This is a genomic window from Actinomyces sp. ICM39, from assembly GCF_000282935.1.
Taxonomy (GTDB): Bacteria; Actinomycetota; Actinomycetes; order Actinomycetales; family Actinomycetaceae; genus Pauljensenia; species Pauljensenia odontolytica_B.
Genome location: NZ_ALCB01000070.1, coordinates 1 through 14852, shown reverse-complemented (window position 1 = coordinate 14852; position 14852 = coordinate 1). Strand labels below are relative to the sequence as shown.

Genomic DNA, 14852 nt, shown 5'->3' with positions numbered 1-14852 from the left:
AAAGTGAGGCCCATGCCTCGGCGCACTGATCGATGTCCTTATGTTCTGTCAAGATTTCAACTGTCGTCCGAAAGGGCGGAATTCCAACAGAAACGACGGAGGGTAGCCCCTGTATGTCCAGGAACTACCCTCCGAAAAGACGCAGCGCTCAGTAGCCGCTGTTCTGCAGCCCCGCCATGATCGCACCACCAAAGAGGATGAACATCAGGATCGTCGCGACGATGCCGATGATCTGCCAGATGAACATGGCGCGCGCGAAGTTACGCTTCGCAGGCGAGCCGCCGGAACCCAGGGCGAGAATCAGCAGGTAGATGAAACCGACCACCGGAATGCCGACCAGGAACAGGGTGAGCATCCATGCGCCGACGGAGTCGTCGGGGTGCTCGGGGAACTGGTTGTATGCCATAAGTTTCTCCAAAATGGTGTGGGATCAGTAGACCATCTGCATGGCCGTGCGGACCTCGGACAGGGTCTGATCGGCCTGTTCGTTCGCGCGCTCGTTGCCGGCGTGCAGGATGGACAGTAGGTAGTCCTCGTTCGCGATGAGCTCGGCGCGGCGCTCACGCAGGGGAGCGAGCATCTCGTTGAGCGACTCGGTGACGAGAGACTTGAGCATGCCGGCGCCCGCGTCTCCGATGCGGTCCGCGATGGCCTCGGGGGCCTCGCCGGTGGCCAGGGAGGCCAGCATGAGGAGGTTGGAGACCTCGGGGCGACCCTCGGGATCGAAAGTAATGCGGCGCTCGGCGTCGGTCTTCGCCTTCTTGAGGATCTTCGCGGTCTCGTCCGCGGTCATACGCAGTTCGATCGTGTTGCCGCGCGACTTCGACATCTTCTGGCCGTCCGTGCCCAGCAGCAGCGGCACCTCGGAGAGGAGAGCCTCGGGGCGGGGGAACACGGGGCGCTCGGGGGTGGCGCGGCCGTAGCGCTTGTCGAAGCGCTGGGCGATCAGGCGAGCCTGCTCCAGGTGGGGGAGCTGGTCCTGGCCCACGGGCACGATGTTCGCCTTGCAGAAGAGGATGTCTGCGGCCTGGTGGACCGGGTAGGTGAGCATGAGGCCCGTCATCGCGCGGCCCTCGGTAGCCTCCAGCTCGGCCTTCACGGTCGGGTTGCGGTGCAGCTCCGACTCGGTGACCAGGGAGAGGAAGGGCAGCATCAGCTGGTTGAGGGCCGGAACTGCCGAGTGGTTGAAGATCGTGGAACGCTCGGGGTCGATGCCCGCAGCCAGGTAGTCGGCGACGAGGCCGAGGACACGCTCACGGATCGGGCCCACGCCATCACGGTCGGTGATCACCTGGTAGTCGGCGACCAGAACCCAGGTCTCAACCCCGCGGTTCTGCAGCAGTACGCGGTTACGCAGCGTGCCGAAGTAGTGGCCCAGGTGCAGGTGGCCGGTCGGACGGTCTCCCGTGAGGATGCGGAAACGCGAGGGGTCCTGGTCGATTGCCAGGTCGATCTCGGCGCTGCGGGCCTTCGAGCGGGCCAGCGAGGCATCGGAGGTTGCGGTTTCCAGGGCATCTTCACTGCGAGTCATGCGTCAATCCTAACGAGTGGGTGGAAATGAATGAAACTTGTGGTGCTCAGCGTTCGGGCTGGAAGGCGACGTCGGAGAGCAAAATCGTCACGGACAGCGGTTCAATCGACAGCGTGGAGCGCGGAGCGACGTGCTCGACCTCGAGGGAGAGAACCCCCGGGTCACGCGTCTCGCCGATGCCGCCCTGCGAGGGCGTCGCCCACACGGTCGAGTAGGCGACCAGCCAGTCCAGGTCGTGACCCTCGGGCAGGGTAACCTCAGCACCGTCCAGGTTTGCGTTGATGATGATGAGCGCGTCGCGGTCGCCCCACTTGACGCCCGAGCGCAGCATCTGGAAGGTGCGGTGACGCGCATCCGTCCAGCCGTAGTCGGGCATCGGGGTGCCCTGCGCGGTGTACCAGGACAGGTCGGCGATCGTGTCCCCGCCGTAGGGGGTGCCGGTCGCGAAACGGTCGGGACGCAGGACCGGGTGCGCCTTACGCAGCGCGATCAGCCAGGACACGGTGTCGATCTGCTCGAGCTGGCCCTCGGCCAGGTCCCAGTCGACCCAGGAGATCGGATCGTCCTGGCAGTAGGCGTTGTTGTTGCCGTACTGGGTGCGGCCGAACTCGTCGCCGCCCGTCAGCATGGGCGTGCCCGATGAGACGAACATCGTCGCCAGGATGTTGCGCTGAGAACGCGCACGCAGGTCGGCGATCGTCATGTTGGACAGGATCGCGTAGGGCGTCATCTCGTTGGGGTGGGTGGCATTGACAGCCAGCGTTCCCTCGACTCCGTGGTTCCACGAGCGGTTATCGTCCGAGCCGTCGCGGTTGTTCTCCAGGTTCGCCGTGTTGTGCTTACGGTCGTAGGCCGTCAGGTCCGCGAGGGTGAAGCCGTCGTGGGCGGTCACGAAGTTGATCGAGGCGCGCGGGCCGCGAAGACGGCCCAGGCCGTGTTCGAAGACATCCTGGGAGCCCGACAGGCGGGTCGCCAGGTCGTTCGGGCCGGAAACGATGTGGCCCGAGGCCTGGGCGCGCACGTCCGCCAACCAGAAGTTACGCAGGGCGCCGCGATAGTGGTCGTTCCACTCGGAGAAGGGGACCGGGAAGTTGCCGGTCTGCCAGCCGCCCGGGCCCACGTCCCACGGCTCGGCGATCAGCTTCGCGTGGGCCAGGACGTCGTCTGTGGCCATTGCGATGAGGAGCGGGTGCATGGGGCTGAAGCCCGTCGAGAAACGGCCGAGCGTGGCCGCCAGGTCGAAGCGGAAGCCGTCCACGCCCATCTCTCGCACCCAGTAGCGCAAGGAGTCCATCACCATCTGAATGGTCTTCGGATGGTCCATGTTGACGGTGTTGCCCGTGCCCGTCACGTCGATCATCTGGACTGGACGCGAGGTGGTGTGACGGTAGTACATGTCGGAGTCCAGGCCGCGCCAAGACAGGGAGGGGCCGGCGTCGCCGCCCTCGCACGTATGGTTGTAGACGACGTCGAGAATGACCTCGATACCAGCCTGGTGCAGGAGGGAGACCATGCCTCGGAACTCGTCGACAACCGCCTGGGCACCGCGTTCGCGCGAGGCCTCGGTCGCGTAGGAGGGCTCGGGCGCGAAGAAGGAGAGAGTCGAGTACCCCCAGTAGTTCGTCAGGCCTCGTTCAGTGAGGAAGGGTTCGTCGCACTTAGCGTGGACGGGGAGCAGCTCGACGGCGGTGACGCCCAGGTCCTTCAGGTAGGACACGGATGCCGGGTGGGCCAGACCCGCGTAGGTGCCGCGCAGCTCCGCGGGCACGCCGGGCATGTTCTTCGTGAAGCCCTTGACGTGGATCTCGTAGATGACGGTCGTTTCCCACGGAACGCGGGGCTGGGGGGTGATCGGGAAGGAAGGCTCGACGACCACCGAGCGCGGCATGTACGGCGCAGAGTCGATGGGGGAGCGGCGCAGGGGGTACTCGGAGGGGTACAGCTCGTCGTCGACGCAGTGCGCGTAGACCGCAGGCTTCATGTCCACGACGCCGTCGACGCCACGGCCGTAGGGGTCGAGGAGGAGCTTATGCGAGTTGTAGAACTGGCCGCCGTCCGGGTCCCACGTGCCGTGCACGCGGAAACCGTAGCGGGTGCCCGCACCGTATCCGGGGATGTGACCATGCCAGATGCCGGTCTTCGGGCCGAGCAGTGCGAAGCGGGTCTCAGCCCCGGCCTCGTCGAAGATGCACATGTCCACGCCGGCAGCACCCCTGGCGACCACGGCGACATCGAGCCCGTCGCCCGACGGGAAAACCCCCAGACGGGTGGGAACGGGATTGGGTTCGGTGACGCGCACGGTGGGGACGCTGGACGAGCCGGAACGCTCGGACATATAACAGTGCCTCTTTCTTACAGTTTATTGGCTGCACCATAGCCTGATAGATACAGCCATCTTCCATCATACGTGACCGTTAATTAAGCGGTCGGATTAGGGGGCCAGCTGAGGGTATGAACAGCGGCACGCGCTGGTGAGGCAACCCTCATATATATGGGCGTGCTGCGCAGAATGTGGCACGCTAGAAGTCATGAGAATTGTCGTGTGTGTGAAGCATGTCCCCGACATGCAGTCCGAACGCCGTTTTGAGGGCGGCCGCCTGGTGCGCGGTGAGGACGATGTGCTCAACGAACTGGACGAGAATGCCATCGAGGCAGCCGTCCAGCTCAAGGAATCCGAAGAGGATGCGGGTCGCGAGGCCGAGGTCGTCGCGCTGACGATGGGCCCCGAGGACGCTGAGGACTCCCTCATGCGCGCCCTGCAGATGGGCGCCGACCGCGCCTACATCGTCTCCGACGAGTTCCTCGAGGGCTCCGACGTCATCACGACCGCCTCCGTGCTCTCCGTCGCGATCGCGAAGATTGCCGAGGAGTGTGGCCCCGTTGATCTCGTGATCACCGGTATGGCCTCGCTGGACGCGATGACCTCCATGCTGCCCGCCGCCCTGGCCGCCAAGGCCCACATGCCGCTGCTGGGCCTGGCCCGCTCCCTGAACGTCGAGGACGGTGTTCTCACGATCGAACGCGCCGTCGACGGCTACACCGAGACCGTGCGCGCCGCGCTGCCCGCCGTCGTCTCCGTCACCGACCAGATCAACGAGCCGCGTTACCCGGCCTTCGCCGCTATGAAGGCCGCCCGCAAGAAGCCGCTGGACCAGTGGGGCATCGACGACCTCGTCGAGGTTCCCGGTGGCGAGGCTCTCGTCATGCGCCGCGCGCTGACCGCCGTCACCCACGGCGAGGAGAAGACCCGCGACGGCTCCGGCACGATCATTCAGGACGCCGGCGAGGGCGGGCGCGCTCTGGCCGACTACATCCTTTCGGTGGTGAAGTGACATGACGCAGCAAATGAGTTCTCCGATTCTCGTTCTGGCCGACCAGGTGGGCGATCACCTGACGCCCCTGGCCCGACAGGCCGTGACGCTGGCCGTGTCCCTGACCTCTGCCGACGTCGTCGCCCTGTCCCTGGCAGCCACCCCCGACGTGGCCGCGCTGTCGGAGCTGGGCGCGACCCAGCTGCTTCACGCCGACCTGGGTGACGCCGCGCGTTCCTCGGTCGTCGCCTCCGACGCGCTTGTGTCCGCGCTGGCGAGTGGCAGCTTTGGCCTGGTGCTCCTGTGCTCGGACTACCGCGGTCGTGAGATCGCTGGCCGCGTCGGCGCCCTCACCGAGGCCGGCGTGGTCTCCGGTGCCTCCTCCGTCGGCTTCGACGGCGGCGTTCTCCAGATCGGCAAGACCGCACTGGGTGGCTCCTGGTCGATGCGCATCGTCCTCGAGGGACAGACCCCGATCGTCGGCATCGCCTCCGGCGTCATCGACGAGGCCCCGGTGGCCTCTCCCGTCGCCCTGACTCCGCAGGCCCTTGCCGTCGAGCTGAGCCCCGAGGCTAGCGCGATTCAGGTCGTCTCGTCCGTTCCCGACGAGGAGGAAGGCGTGTCCCTGACCGACGCCTCCACCGTCGTGTGCGGTGGCCGCGGCGTCGACGGCGACTTTGAGCTGGTTCGCTCCGTCGCTCAGGCGCTCGGTGGCGCAGTGGGCGCGACCCGCGTCGCCTGTGACGAGGGCTGGGCCCCGCGATCCGAGCAGATCGGCCAGACCGGCCTGACCGTCACCCCGAACCTGTACATCGGCCTGGGCGTGTCCGGCGCGATCCACCACACGGTGGGAATGCAGTCCTCCGCCCACATCGTCGCCGTGTGCGACGACCCGGACGCCCCGATCTTCGAGATCGCGGACTTCGGCGTCGTCGGCGACGTCACTGAGGTCGTGCCCGCAGCCCTGGCTGCCATCGAGGAGGCGCGCTCCCAGGCGTGAGCGTCTATCTCGACCACGCGGCCACCACGCCGCTGCGCGAGTGCGCCCTCGAGGCGTGGACCCGCGCTCAGCGTGACCTGGCCGCACACCCCGGCAATCCCGCCGCCCTCCACTTCGGAGGGCGGCGGGCCCGTCGCATGCTCGACGACGCGCGCGAGCAGGTTGCAGCGGCCCTCGGAGCAGACATTCACGAGGTTATTTTCACCTCCGGCGCCACAGAATCCGATGCCCTCGGCGTCATGGCTGCGTCCCGAGGGATGCGAGGCCGCGACTGCGCGCGCGACCTGATCGTCGTCTCGGGCCTCGAACACGATGCGGTCGCCCACCAGCGCGAGGTCGCGTCTCGTGAGGGTTTCTCCTGGGAGGTCCTGCCCGTGGATGCGGGCGGCGTGTCCATCCTGCCCGGTGTTTGCGGCGACGACGTGCCCGCCTCGTGGGACGGTCGCCTCGCGCTCGGATCCATGACCCTTGTGTCCTCCGAGATTGGCACGATTCAGCCGGTCGCAGACTTCGCGGAGCTCGTGCACGCCAGCGGAGGTCTCGTACATTCCGACGCCGCCCAAGCCATCCCAACCCTGGACGTGTCGTTTGCGGAACTCCGCCTAGACCTCATGAGCGTCGGCGGACACAAGGTGGGCGCCCCCGCCGGCATCGGCGTTCTCCTCGCCCGACGCGGCATCCCCATGACGACCGACCGACCCGGCGGCGGCCACGAACGCTCGATCCGCTCGGGCACGCCCGACGTCGCGGGCGCCTGCGCTCTTGGTGCCGCCCTCACCGAGATCGTCGCCGAGCGCGCCGCTTTCGCCGCCCGCGCGGCCGACCTGCGCGCGCACCTGCTCTCCCACCTGCCGGAAGGCACGTATTCGACGGTGGGGGAGTCGGCCTCGTCGAGCGCGATCATCCACCTGTCCCTGCCCACCGCCCGCCCCGAGGCTGTCCTCATGGCCTTCGACATGGCCGGGATCGCCGTGTCCGCCGGGTCCGCCTGCCACGCGGGGGTCACACGTCCTTCCGAGATCGTCATGGCGATGGGACGCAGCGAGGAGCAGGCGCTCGGCGTCCTGCGCGTCTCGCTCGGCCATGAGACGACACGCGAAGACATCGACGCCTTCCTGGCCGCCCTGCCGATGGCGATCCGCGCGGGCGCCGCCCTGGACGGCGTCACCCACGTGCGCAACGAACGAAACGAGGAACGCTAGATGCGAGTTCTGGCAGCGCTGTCCGGCGGCGTGGACTCCGCCGTCGCCGCCGCGAAGGCCGTGGAGGCCGGGCACGACGTCGTCGGCGTGCACATGGCCCTGTCCTCCCAACCTCAGGAGTGTCGTATCGGCTCGCGCGGATGCTGCTCGATCGAGGACGCCGGGGACGCGGCGCGCGCCGCCGAGATCATCGGTATCCCGTTCTACGTGTGGGACCTCGCCCAGGAATTCGAGCAGGCCGTTATCACCGACTTCGTCGCCCAGTACAAGGCCGGGCGAACCCCTAACCCCTGCGTGCGCTGCAATGAGTTCGTGAAGTTCCGTGAGCTCGCCAGCCGCGCACGCGCGCTCGGCTTCGATGCGGTGTGCACCGGCCACTACGCGGCTATCGTGGATGGTGAGGCCGGACCTGAGCTGCACCGCGGCGCCGACAACCTCAAGGACCAGTCCTACGTGCTGGCCGTCATGGGGCCCGAGGAGCTTCACCGCGTCGTCCTGCCGTTGGGGGATGCCCCCAACAAGGCGTGGGTACGCTCCGAGGCCGAGCGCCTCGGCCTGGGCGTCTCCAACAAGCCCGACTCCTACGACATCTGCTTCATTCCCGACGGTGACACGCAGGGCTTCCTGCGCGCTCACCTGGGCGCCTCCGAGGGTGAGATCGTCACCCCCGACGGCGAGGTCCTGGGACGCCACGAGGGCTACTGGAACTACACGGTCGGCCAGCGTAAGGGCCTTGGTATTGGCGCGCCAGCGCCCGACGGGCGCCCCCGTTACGTCCTTGAGACGAGGCCGGAGACCAACCAGGTCGTCGTTGGGGCGTCTGAGCTCCTGTCCATCTCCCGCATCACGGCCACGGACGCCGTCTGGCTCGCCTCCGACGACGACGGCTCCGACGCCACCGACCTCTTTGTGCAGCTGCGCGCGCACGGCACGCCCGTGCCCGTCGCGTCGCTGACTCGCGACCTGGACGCCGGAACGATCAGCGTTGTCCTGGAGGACAGTGCGCGCGGTGTTGCGCGCGGCCAGTCGATGGTCGTCTATCGGGGGAGCCGAGTCCTCGGCGAGGGGACCATCGACGCAACCGGGCGCTGAAGGTCTCGGGCGTGCGCGCCGTCGAGAGACGTGGGCGTGGGCATGCAGACGCTCCGGGGCACATCGGTTAGACTGGGGTGCGCGCGCGAGTGGCGGAATTGGCAGACGCGCTGGATTTAGGTTCCAGTGTCTTTGACGTGTGGGTTCGAGTCCCATCTCGCGCACAGTTGCCCGTGCCCGGTCGCCTCCGGGCGGCGGTGGTCGATAGACTGAGGTCATGAGCGCTTTGGAAATTGGCTGCAAGGCCCCCGACTTCACCGCCGAGACCACTCAGGGAACCCTGTCCCTGTCTGATCTCCTCGCCGCCTCGTCGCGCGGCGTCGTCGTCTACTTCTACCCGAAGGCCTCCACGCCCGGCTGCACGAAGGAGGCCTGCGACTTCCGCGATTCCCTGGCCTCGCTCCAGGGTGCCGGCTACTCGGTGATCGGCGTCTCGGCCGACTCGATGGCCGCCCTCGAGCGCTTCACTGAGAAGCAGTCTCTCACCTTCCCGCTGGCCTCCGACCCGGATCACGAGATTCTCGAGGCGTACGGTGCGTGGGGTGAAAAGAAGAACTACGGCCGCACCTATGTGGGCATTATTCGCTCGACCGTGGTCGTCAACCCCGACGGTACGGTCGCCCTGGCCCAGTACAACGTGAAAGCAACGGGTCACGTGGCTCGTCTGCGTAAGGCGCTCGGTATCGACTAACCCCGTTGCTTTTCAAGTAACTAGCACATATGATTGTCAAGAAACTGACAGCTAGTTACTAATGGAGGAGTTATGGGGGCCAGGACGCCTGACGCGTATCGAATCGGTGCGGGGCAGGTGACGAAGGACTATCCGGCCGATGCTGCGCCCATGCGTCTGCGCAAGCAGCCCAGCCTGCCCACGATGTCCCGTGCGCCCGAGTCCTCTCCCGCCGAACAGGTCGTCACCGCCGAGGTCGCGGTGGTTCGACGCAAGGCTTCCGGTGCGCCTCGCTCCTCGAATGATTCTCGTCCCTCGAAGGACGCTGTCACGGTAGCGCAGCAACAAGCTGTTGCGCGCGGCGATGCTCCCGCACAGACTGGGGGGATCGCCCAGCCTCCCACTCCCGCCCGCGAATATGCGCATCGTGACGAGGCAGGGGTGGCCTTCGAGGCTGACCAGCACCCCGGTGTCCCTGTCCATCGCGACTGGCATCGCACGACCATGCGCGTTGTGGGCGTGTCCGCACAACGAGATGGTGGGCAGCAGCGCGCGGTTGCTGAGGCGTCGTCCCCGGAGCGGGGGAGCGCGCAGGCATCCCATGTCGGAGGTGCTTCTCGGCGTGAGGCGCAGGCTCGCCGTGCTGGCCAGATTGAGTCGCGGCTGGAGCGTCGCGACCGTTCGGCGCGTCATGGGCAGCGCCACCATGGCCTCGTCATGTTCCTCCTTGGCTTCATCTCCGCGCTCATGATTGTTGCGGCCGTAGTTGGTGGACTGTTTATTGCGCGGTCGACGGGTTCTTCCGGGTTCACGAACGCCGTCGACTCCTGCCATGCACGTGGTTTGCATGCTCGCTTGGCCAGCGATGAGAGCTCGCTGACCCTCGAGGCCTTCTCCGATAGTGGGGATAGCCTGACGACGCCGATCTTCCAGTGCGTGCTCGGCAAGCTTGGCACCCCCGCGGCCGTGCGCGAGCGGATGTACGCGACCCGCGCGATCGATGGCACCCAGTCGGAGGAGTGGGGCGCCTATAAGGCGACCTGGACATACGAGCCGGACCAGGGCTTGACCGTCATCGTCAGCTCCCGCTGACGGCGTGATCGGCCCGGGGGAGGGTCATCATCTGAGATATGTTTTTCCGCATTGCCATGTATCGCTCGTAAAATGAGCGGGTATTTCAATGCGTGAAGGAGTATCTCGTGTCCGATTCGCAGCCCGCCGTGCCTGCGGCACCCGCCGCCCCCGTGGGGGAAGATGTCGCACTGGCGATCCGAGGCCTCGTCAAGATTTATGGCAACCTCGTCGCCGTCGCCGACCTGTCCCTCGACATCCCCACCGGATCCTTCTACGGGATCGTTGGTCCTAACGGCGCTGGTAAAACGACGACGCTGACCATGGCCACCGGCCTGCTCACCCCCGACCGGGGGACGGCGTTCGTTCATGGCGTCGACGTGTGGGCGCGAACCCAGGAAGCACGCGCCCTCCTCGGCGTCATGCCCGACGGCATGCGGCTTCTCGACCGCCTCTCCGGCCCTGACTTCCTCGTCCACGTGGGCATGCTGCACGGTCTGGACGCGTCCGTCGCCCGCGAGCGCGCTCAGGAACTCCTCGCGGCCCTCGACCTGGCCGAGGCCGGGAAGAAGCTGATCAGCGACTACTCGGCGGGCATGACGAAGAAGATCGCGCTGGCCGCCGCCCTCATTCACTCCCCGCGAGTCCTGGTCCTCGACGAGCCTTTCGAGGCCGTCGACCCTGTCTCTGCGGCCAACATCCGCCAGATTCTCACCGACTACACCAAGCGCGGTGGCACCGTCATCCTGTCCTCGCACGTGATGGCAACCGTCCAGCAGCTGTGTACGCACGTGGCCATCATCGACAAGGGGCGCGTGCTCGTTGCTGGAACCACCGACGAGGTAGCCCAGGGCGGCGACCTGGGGGAGCGCTTCACCTCCCTGGTTGGCGGCGTCCACTCCGAGGAAGGCCTGTCGTGGTTGGGCAACTGATTCGCCTTAAGCTCCGCATCATCTGGAACACCGTCCGCAAACAGACGGTTGTCCTCGTTCTCGCAGTCCTCGGCGTCCTGTACTTTGGCGCAATCTACGCCTCCGTGCTCCTGGGCACCGCCTTCCTCGCTCGCTCCGACGAGGCCTCCCTGGCCACGCCGGTGATGCCGATTGCTGGGCCCTTCATCTTCCTGCTGTGGTTGGTCCTCCCGATCATCTTCGCCTCGATGGACAACTCTCTCGATCCCGTGCGCCTGTCGCCCTACGTGGGACCCAGCAAGCGCCTCGGGGCGGGGTTGGCCGCCTCGACGGCGGTCGGTCCCGGCGGGCTCCTGTCCGCGATGATCCTCTTCCTGCCCGTCTGGTTCGCGCTGTGGCGCGCCCAGTGGCTTGAGGCGCTCGGCTGGTTCATCGCTGGGCTCGTGACGCTGCCTCTCGCGGTGCTCTGGGCGCGCGCGGTTGGGACCTGGTTCGCCGTACGTCTGGACAGCTCGAGCAAGAAGGATGCTGTCACAGCGCTGGGCGCCGTCGTCTTCATGCTGGTGCTGACCCCCTTGGGTTACTGGATGTCTTTGCTGACCCGGAACTTTTCCCTTGAGGCCTTCAAGGCGGGTGTGAACGTTGCACTGTGGACTCCCTTCGGCGCACCTTTTGGCGTTGTTGCCTCTCTGCTCGAGGGCGCGTGGGTGGCCGCGGCGATCCGCGCTCTCATCACGGTCGTGACCGCCGTCCTCGGTTGGCGCGCATGGCTCGCCGTCCTGCGCCCCGTCATGAGCGGCTACGCCGGTGAGATCAGCGCCGACGCGCAGCGCGCCATCGACGAGGGACGCCACCTCATCGACGAATCCCTCGAAGAAGAAGCGCGCAGTCGCCGCTCCGAGCAGTCGCGAGCCGCCGGCCTGCGCAGCGTCGACCTGTTCACGCGCCTCGGCCTCGGCGTGCGCAGCGCTTCCCTGGCCGCGCGTACGCTGCGCTACTGGATCGTCGATACGCGTCTAAACATGAACATGGCGCTTGCGCTGCTGTTCCCGATTGTTGCGATCTTCATGGGGCGGCTGGTTGCTGAGGGGCAGTCGTTCGCTTTCTCGGCGGGTATCTTCCTCTACCTGGTGCCCATCACGACGGGCCTGACGACCGGCGCGCTCATGCAATACGACTCGACGGGCGCGTGGATCGTGGTCTCGTCGGGGATGAGCGGTCGCGAGGAACGTCGCGGACGCCTCGTCGGTTCGCTCATTGTGTTAGTACCCCAGGTCATCGGCTACCTCATTCACGATTCCGTCACCGGTGCGAGTGCCACCGATTTCGTGTTCCACCAGGTGATAGGCGTCGTTCTCTTTGCGGGTGCGGCCGCGACGACCCTCGTCGTGAACGCGCGGTGGGTGTACCCCGTGCAGCCTCCGGGCACGTCCCCGCTCGCGACGAAGGGGACCGGTTCCTTCCTGATGACGATGCTGCTGCAGCTCGTGGGCTTCGCGGGTACCGCGCTTCTGCAGATCCCGTCCTACGTGCTGCTCGTGCTGGCATCCTTCGGATTGGTTCCCCACTGGGTTGCCTACGTCGTGGCCCTCGCGTGGTCGGTCCTCGTCCTTGAGGCAGCGGTCCGCATTGGCGGGCGCGTGTGGGACCGCTACTCGGTCGCCGCGCTCACGTCGATCCGCAGCTGGCCGGGACACTGATCTCGTCTGCACTGCATGTACGAGGCCGGGGTTGCCCACTGGGGTGCCCCGGCCTCGTTGTCGGACGCTGTGGCGCACTGTGCCGGAGGGGTAGTGGTGTTTTGTCTCTTCACCCAAATAAGGCGGGGCGCCGGCGATTCACCGGCACCCCGCCTATGACTATGACACGCGAATTAAGAGCGCTTCCTCCGCATTGCCGCGGCGCCAATAGTGCCCGTGACGGCAGCGAGCACCAGCACATCGCCGGTGAGAGCACCGGTCTTGGCGAGCTGCGTTGCAGGCGTAGGAGGAGCCGAGGGCGTCACCGTCGTCGGTGTAGGCGTCGGACCGGGCTTGAAGGACAGTCGCGTCACGTCGGGATGCGCCTCGCTCGTCGTGAACGTCAGGGTGTGCTTCATGAGCGGAGCTTCATCCCATCCGGCAGAAGGGCCAGTCATGGGGGGCCTCCATCCGGCGGAATAAGGGGTGTCTGTAGGGGGACATGCGGGCGATGGGGGATCAAATACTGTTCCAACAACAGAATGAGGCTCGGCCGGTTTGACAGCGTCGTAGTCATCCATCGTCGGAGGGCATGCGGGTGAAGGCTGCCCGGGCCTGACCATGACACCGAGTTGTTTCTCAACATCAACCGAGATAGTGCCCTGCGTGAGGTGATCGATCTGGTAATCCACGTCGGCAGTAGCGGATTCAGTGAAGGCAATCTTCTGAATAGTGATCACCGCATCACCGTGGAGCGCACCCATCGCGTCCTTGAGGGCTGCGATGGTGGTGATCTCCTCGGGGTTATCGAAGTCCACGGTAACCGTTGCGGTCTGTCCGTTAACTGCCACTGTCTTCGCTGAGAAGCCCCGGGGAAGCCCAGTCACCGAGATGGCCGAGGGATCAGAAAACTTCAGCTGCGAAGGAAGAGTGATCTGGGTTGTGAAGCCCAAGTGAGCATTCTTCAGTGCAATATCGTCGAAAGCGTTAGGCGTCTTGTCGTATTCCTCGAGGAGCTCCGCAATGCGTCCACCGCGAAGGTCATCCAAGTGAACGACGTTCTCAATGGTCAGAAGAGAATCTTTGCTCTCGGCGTAGATCTTTTCCGTCTGAGTCGGAGTGTTCCCCTCCAGGCCGACCTTAAAATCGGTGTCGATTGTCGGGTCATCGCCATTGACTGGAAGAGAGCCAAATACCTTCTTGTACTTGTAAATGCCGGTCAGGCCATCCGCAGACAACTCCTGAGTGGAGAATTCGTAGTCGGGAATTCCCGCGGCGTGGAAGAAGTTTGGCCCGGTTTTCGGGGGCTGTAAGTCGTGGCCGTCCTCTTCATCAACCCAGCGTGTTGTCCGGGTTGGTGCGGACGCGAAGCAGTCGGTAGGCGACTGTGCGAGTGCCAGGGTCTTTGTATCGAAGTGAAAGACCTGGGCGGGGGTGGTCGATGATGCGAAGAAGTTGAACGTACCTGTCACGGTAATCTGTTCGCTGGCCAGTTGAGTCGCTTCCGCGGGGTCAATTGCGCCAACGGCATAGGGGACCTGGACCTTGATCGTGTGCTGATCGGGGTTGGCTTTCTCTGCATCGTAGATATCGAGCAGCTGCTGCCAGTTCAGATCCCTGAGGTGGATGTTCGCAGTGACCTGTGTGCGCTCAGCGCCCGGGGAGAACGAGGTGTAGGCGAGCATTGACGAGGTGGATTTCGCGCGAGACGTTCCCAGCGTGACTGCCTCAGGAACACTCACGGTCAGCGTGATATCGGCGGTGTCGTTGCTGTCGGAGTCATGAGGGGAGAGCCCCTGTGCAGCCGCAGCGCGGATTTCTGCCTCGTGGCCTGCCAGAAGGGCAGTGATCGGAATTTCCAGCACGACGGTGCCGTGATAGGTCGTGATCACAGGGGTCGTATTGCACACCGTCGTGCTTGTTGATGAGACGTATTGTGAGAGGGAGAAGGGCTGGGCATCGGCTTGTGCACTGCGTGGCGCAAACATTGATACCGTACCTGCAGCGACAAGAGCCAAACCAGCGCCCGTAGCTAGAACTCTCCGGCTTTTCCTCATGATGTTCCCCAGTCGTATGTGTGCGAATTAAACGGAATGAGTCATGATTTTTCAGTATACACATTGTTGACACAATTACATCATCTCTTGCAAGCTCAGCTGTGGTTTGACTGCTCTATAAGGCGCGGGCACATCGCATGCGGGTGATTCCCATGTGCTTCGCAGTGCACTCAATGACCTTGCTGTGACCGCTCATGAAACATGGCCGACTTATGGGTGATGTGCGCGTACTGGGTGAGTTTTGTATCGCATGTGGTGTCGATGCCTGGCTAAGCGATGGAAAACAGCATGACAAGCCGCCCGATTGGAGGCTGCCGCGAGGCCTGGC

The 14852-nt window shown here is 65.3% G+C and carries 12 protein-coding genes and 1 tRNA gene; 9 read left to right on the top strand and 4 right to left on the bottom strand.

The features are described from left to right. Positions 1-148: 148 nt before the first annotated feature. Genes HMPREF1137_RS04495 through glgX form a run of 3 tightly spaced genes read right to left on the bottom strand, consistent with a single transcriptional unit; the run spans position 149 to position 3866 of the window. Positions 149-406: a hypothetical protein gene (locus HMPREF1137_RS04495; RefSeq protein WP_007589449.1), complete on the bottom strand. Its 258-nt coding sequence runs from the start codon at positions 404-406 to the stop codon at positions 149-151. 24 nt (positions 407-430) lie between these two features. Then, positions 431-1531: a tryptophan--tRNA ligase gene (gene trpS, locus HMPREF1137_RS04490; protein WP_007589455.1), complete on the bottom strand. Its 1101-nt coding sequence runs from the start codon at positions 1529-1531 to the stop codon at positions 431-433. 46 nt (positions 1532-1577) lie between these two features. Further along, positions 1578-3866, bottom strand: a complete 2289-nt coding sequence (glgX, locus tag HMPREF1137_RS04485; RefSeq protein ID WP_007589466.1) for a glycogen debranching protein GlgX — start codon at positions 3864-3866, stop codon at positions 1578-1580. Positions 3867-4059: 193 nt separating this feature from the next. Here glgX and HMPREF1137_RS04480 point away from each other — a divergent pair, with 193 nt between their 5' ends. The 9 genes from HMPREF1137_RS04480 (at position 4060) to HMPREF1137_RS04440 (ending at position 12488) form a co-directional block, all read left to right on the top strand. Continuing rightward, positions 4060-4863: an electron transfer flavoprotein subunit beta/FixA family protein gene (locus HMPREF1137_RS04480; RefSeq protein WP_007589434.1), complete on the top strand. Its 804-nt coding sequence runs from the start codon at positions 4060-4062 to the stop codon at positions 4861-4863. A gap of 1 nt (position 4864) precedes the next feature. Beyond that, positions 4865-5842, top strand: a complete 978-nt coding sequence (locus HMPREF1137_RS04475; RefSeq protein ID WP_007589418.1) for an electron transfer flavoprotein subunit alpha/FixB family protein — start codon at positions 4865-4867, stop codon at positions 5840-5842. Further along, a complete protein-coding gene (locus tag HMPREF1137_RS04470) occupies positions 5839-7044 on the top strand; it encodes a cysteine desulfurase family protein (RefSeq protein ID WP_007589444.1) in 1206 nt (401 codons plus the stop codon). The genes HMPREF1137_RS04475 and HMPREF1137_RS04470 overlap by 4 nt, the downstream gene beginning before the upstream one ends. Further along, positions 7045-8136, top strand: a complete 1092-nt coding sequence (gene mnmA, locus HMPREF1137_RS04465; protein ID WP_007589433.1) for a tRNA 2-thiouridine(34) synthase MnmA — start codon at positions 7045-7047, stop codon at positions 8134-8136. An 83-nt stretch (positions 8137-8219) separates the two neighbouring features. Then, positions 8220-8300 (top strand) — tRNA-Leu (locus HMPREF1137_RS04460). 53 nt (positions 8301-8353) lie between these two features. Beyond that, positions 8354-8827, top strand: coding sequence for a peroxiredoxin (locus HMPREF1137_RS04455; RefSeq protein ID WP_034467502.1), 474 nt, complete (start codon positions 8354-8356; stop codon positions 8825-8827). 72 nt (positions 8828-8899) lie between these two features. Further along, positions 8900-9898: a hypothetical protein gene (locus HMPREF1137_RS04450; RefSeq protein ID WP_050980934.1), complete on the top strand. Its 999-nt coding sequence runs from the start codon at positions 8900-8902 to the stop codon at positions 9896-9898. A 107-nt stretch (positions 9899-10005) separates the two neighbouring features. Further along, positions 10006-10809 carry an ABC transporter ATP-binding protein gene (locus HMPREF1137_RS04445; protein ID WP_007589440.1) on the top strand — a complete coding sequence of 268 codons (804 nt, stop codon included), beginning with the start codon at positions 10006-10008 and terminating at the stop codon, positions 10807-10809. Continuing rightward, complete coding sequence (locus tag HMPREF1137_RS04440; RefSeq protein ID WP_007589410.1) at positions 10794-12488, top strand: hypothetical protein; 1695 nt, start codon at positions 10794-10796, stop codon at positions 12486-12488. Before HMPREF1137_RS04445 ends, HMPREF1137_RS04440 begins: the two co-directional genes overlap by 16 nt. Before the next feature lie 173 nt (positions 12489-12661). Here HMPREF1137_RS04440 and HMPREF1137_RS04435 read toward each other — a convergent pair whose 3' ends face one another. Further along, positions 12662-14359 (bottom strand): cell wall protein, encoded by a 1698-nt coding sequence (locus tag HMPREF1137_RS04435; protein WP_231284023.1) that lies wholly within the window; start codon positions 14357-14359, stop codon positions 12662-12664. Between the last annotated feature and the right edge of the window lie 493 nt (positions 14360-14852).

Excerpts from the sequence above, each read along its gene's own strand:
- HMPREF1137_RS04495 (WP_007589449.1), bottom strand. The coding sequence starts at position 406 with ATGGCATACAACCAGTTCCCCGAGCACCCCGACGACTCCGTCGGCGCA.
- trpS (WP_007589455.1), bottom strand. The coding sequence starts at position 1,531 with ATGACTCGCAGTGAAGATGCCCTGGAAACCGCAACCTCCGATGCCTCG.
- glgX (WP_007589466.1), bottom strand. The coding sequence starts at position 3,866 with ATGTCCGAGCGTTCCGGCTCGTCCAGCGTCCCCACCGTGCGCGTCACC.
- HMPREF1137_RS04480 (WP_007589434.1), top strand. The coding sequence starts at position 4,060 with ATGAGAATTGTCGTGTGTGTGAAGCATGTCCCCGACATGCAGTCCGAA.
- HMPREF1137_RS04475 (WP_007589418.1), top strand. The coding sequence starts at position 4,865 with ATGACGCAGCAAATGAGTTCTCCGATTCTCGTTCTGGCCGACCAGGTG.
- mnmA (WP_007589433.1), top strand. The coding sequence starts at position 7,045 with ATGCGAGTTCTGGCAGCGCTGTCCGGCGGCGTGGACTCCGCCGTCGCC.
- HMPREF1137_RS04455 (WP_034467502.1), top strand. The coding sequence starts at position 8,354 with ATGAGCGCTTTGGAAATTGGCTGCAAGGCCCCCGACTTCACCGCCGAG.
- HMPREF1137_RS04450 (WP_050980934.1), top strand. The coding sequence starts at position 8,900 with ATGGGGGCCAGGACGCCTGACGCGTATCGAATCGGTGCGGGGCAGGTG.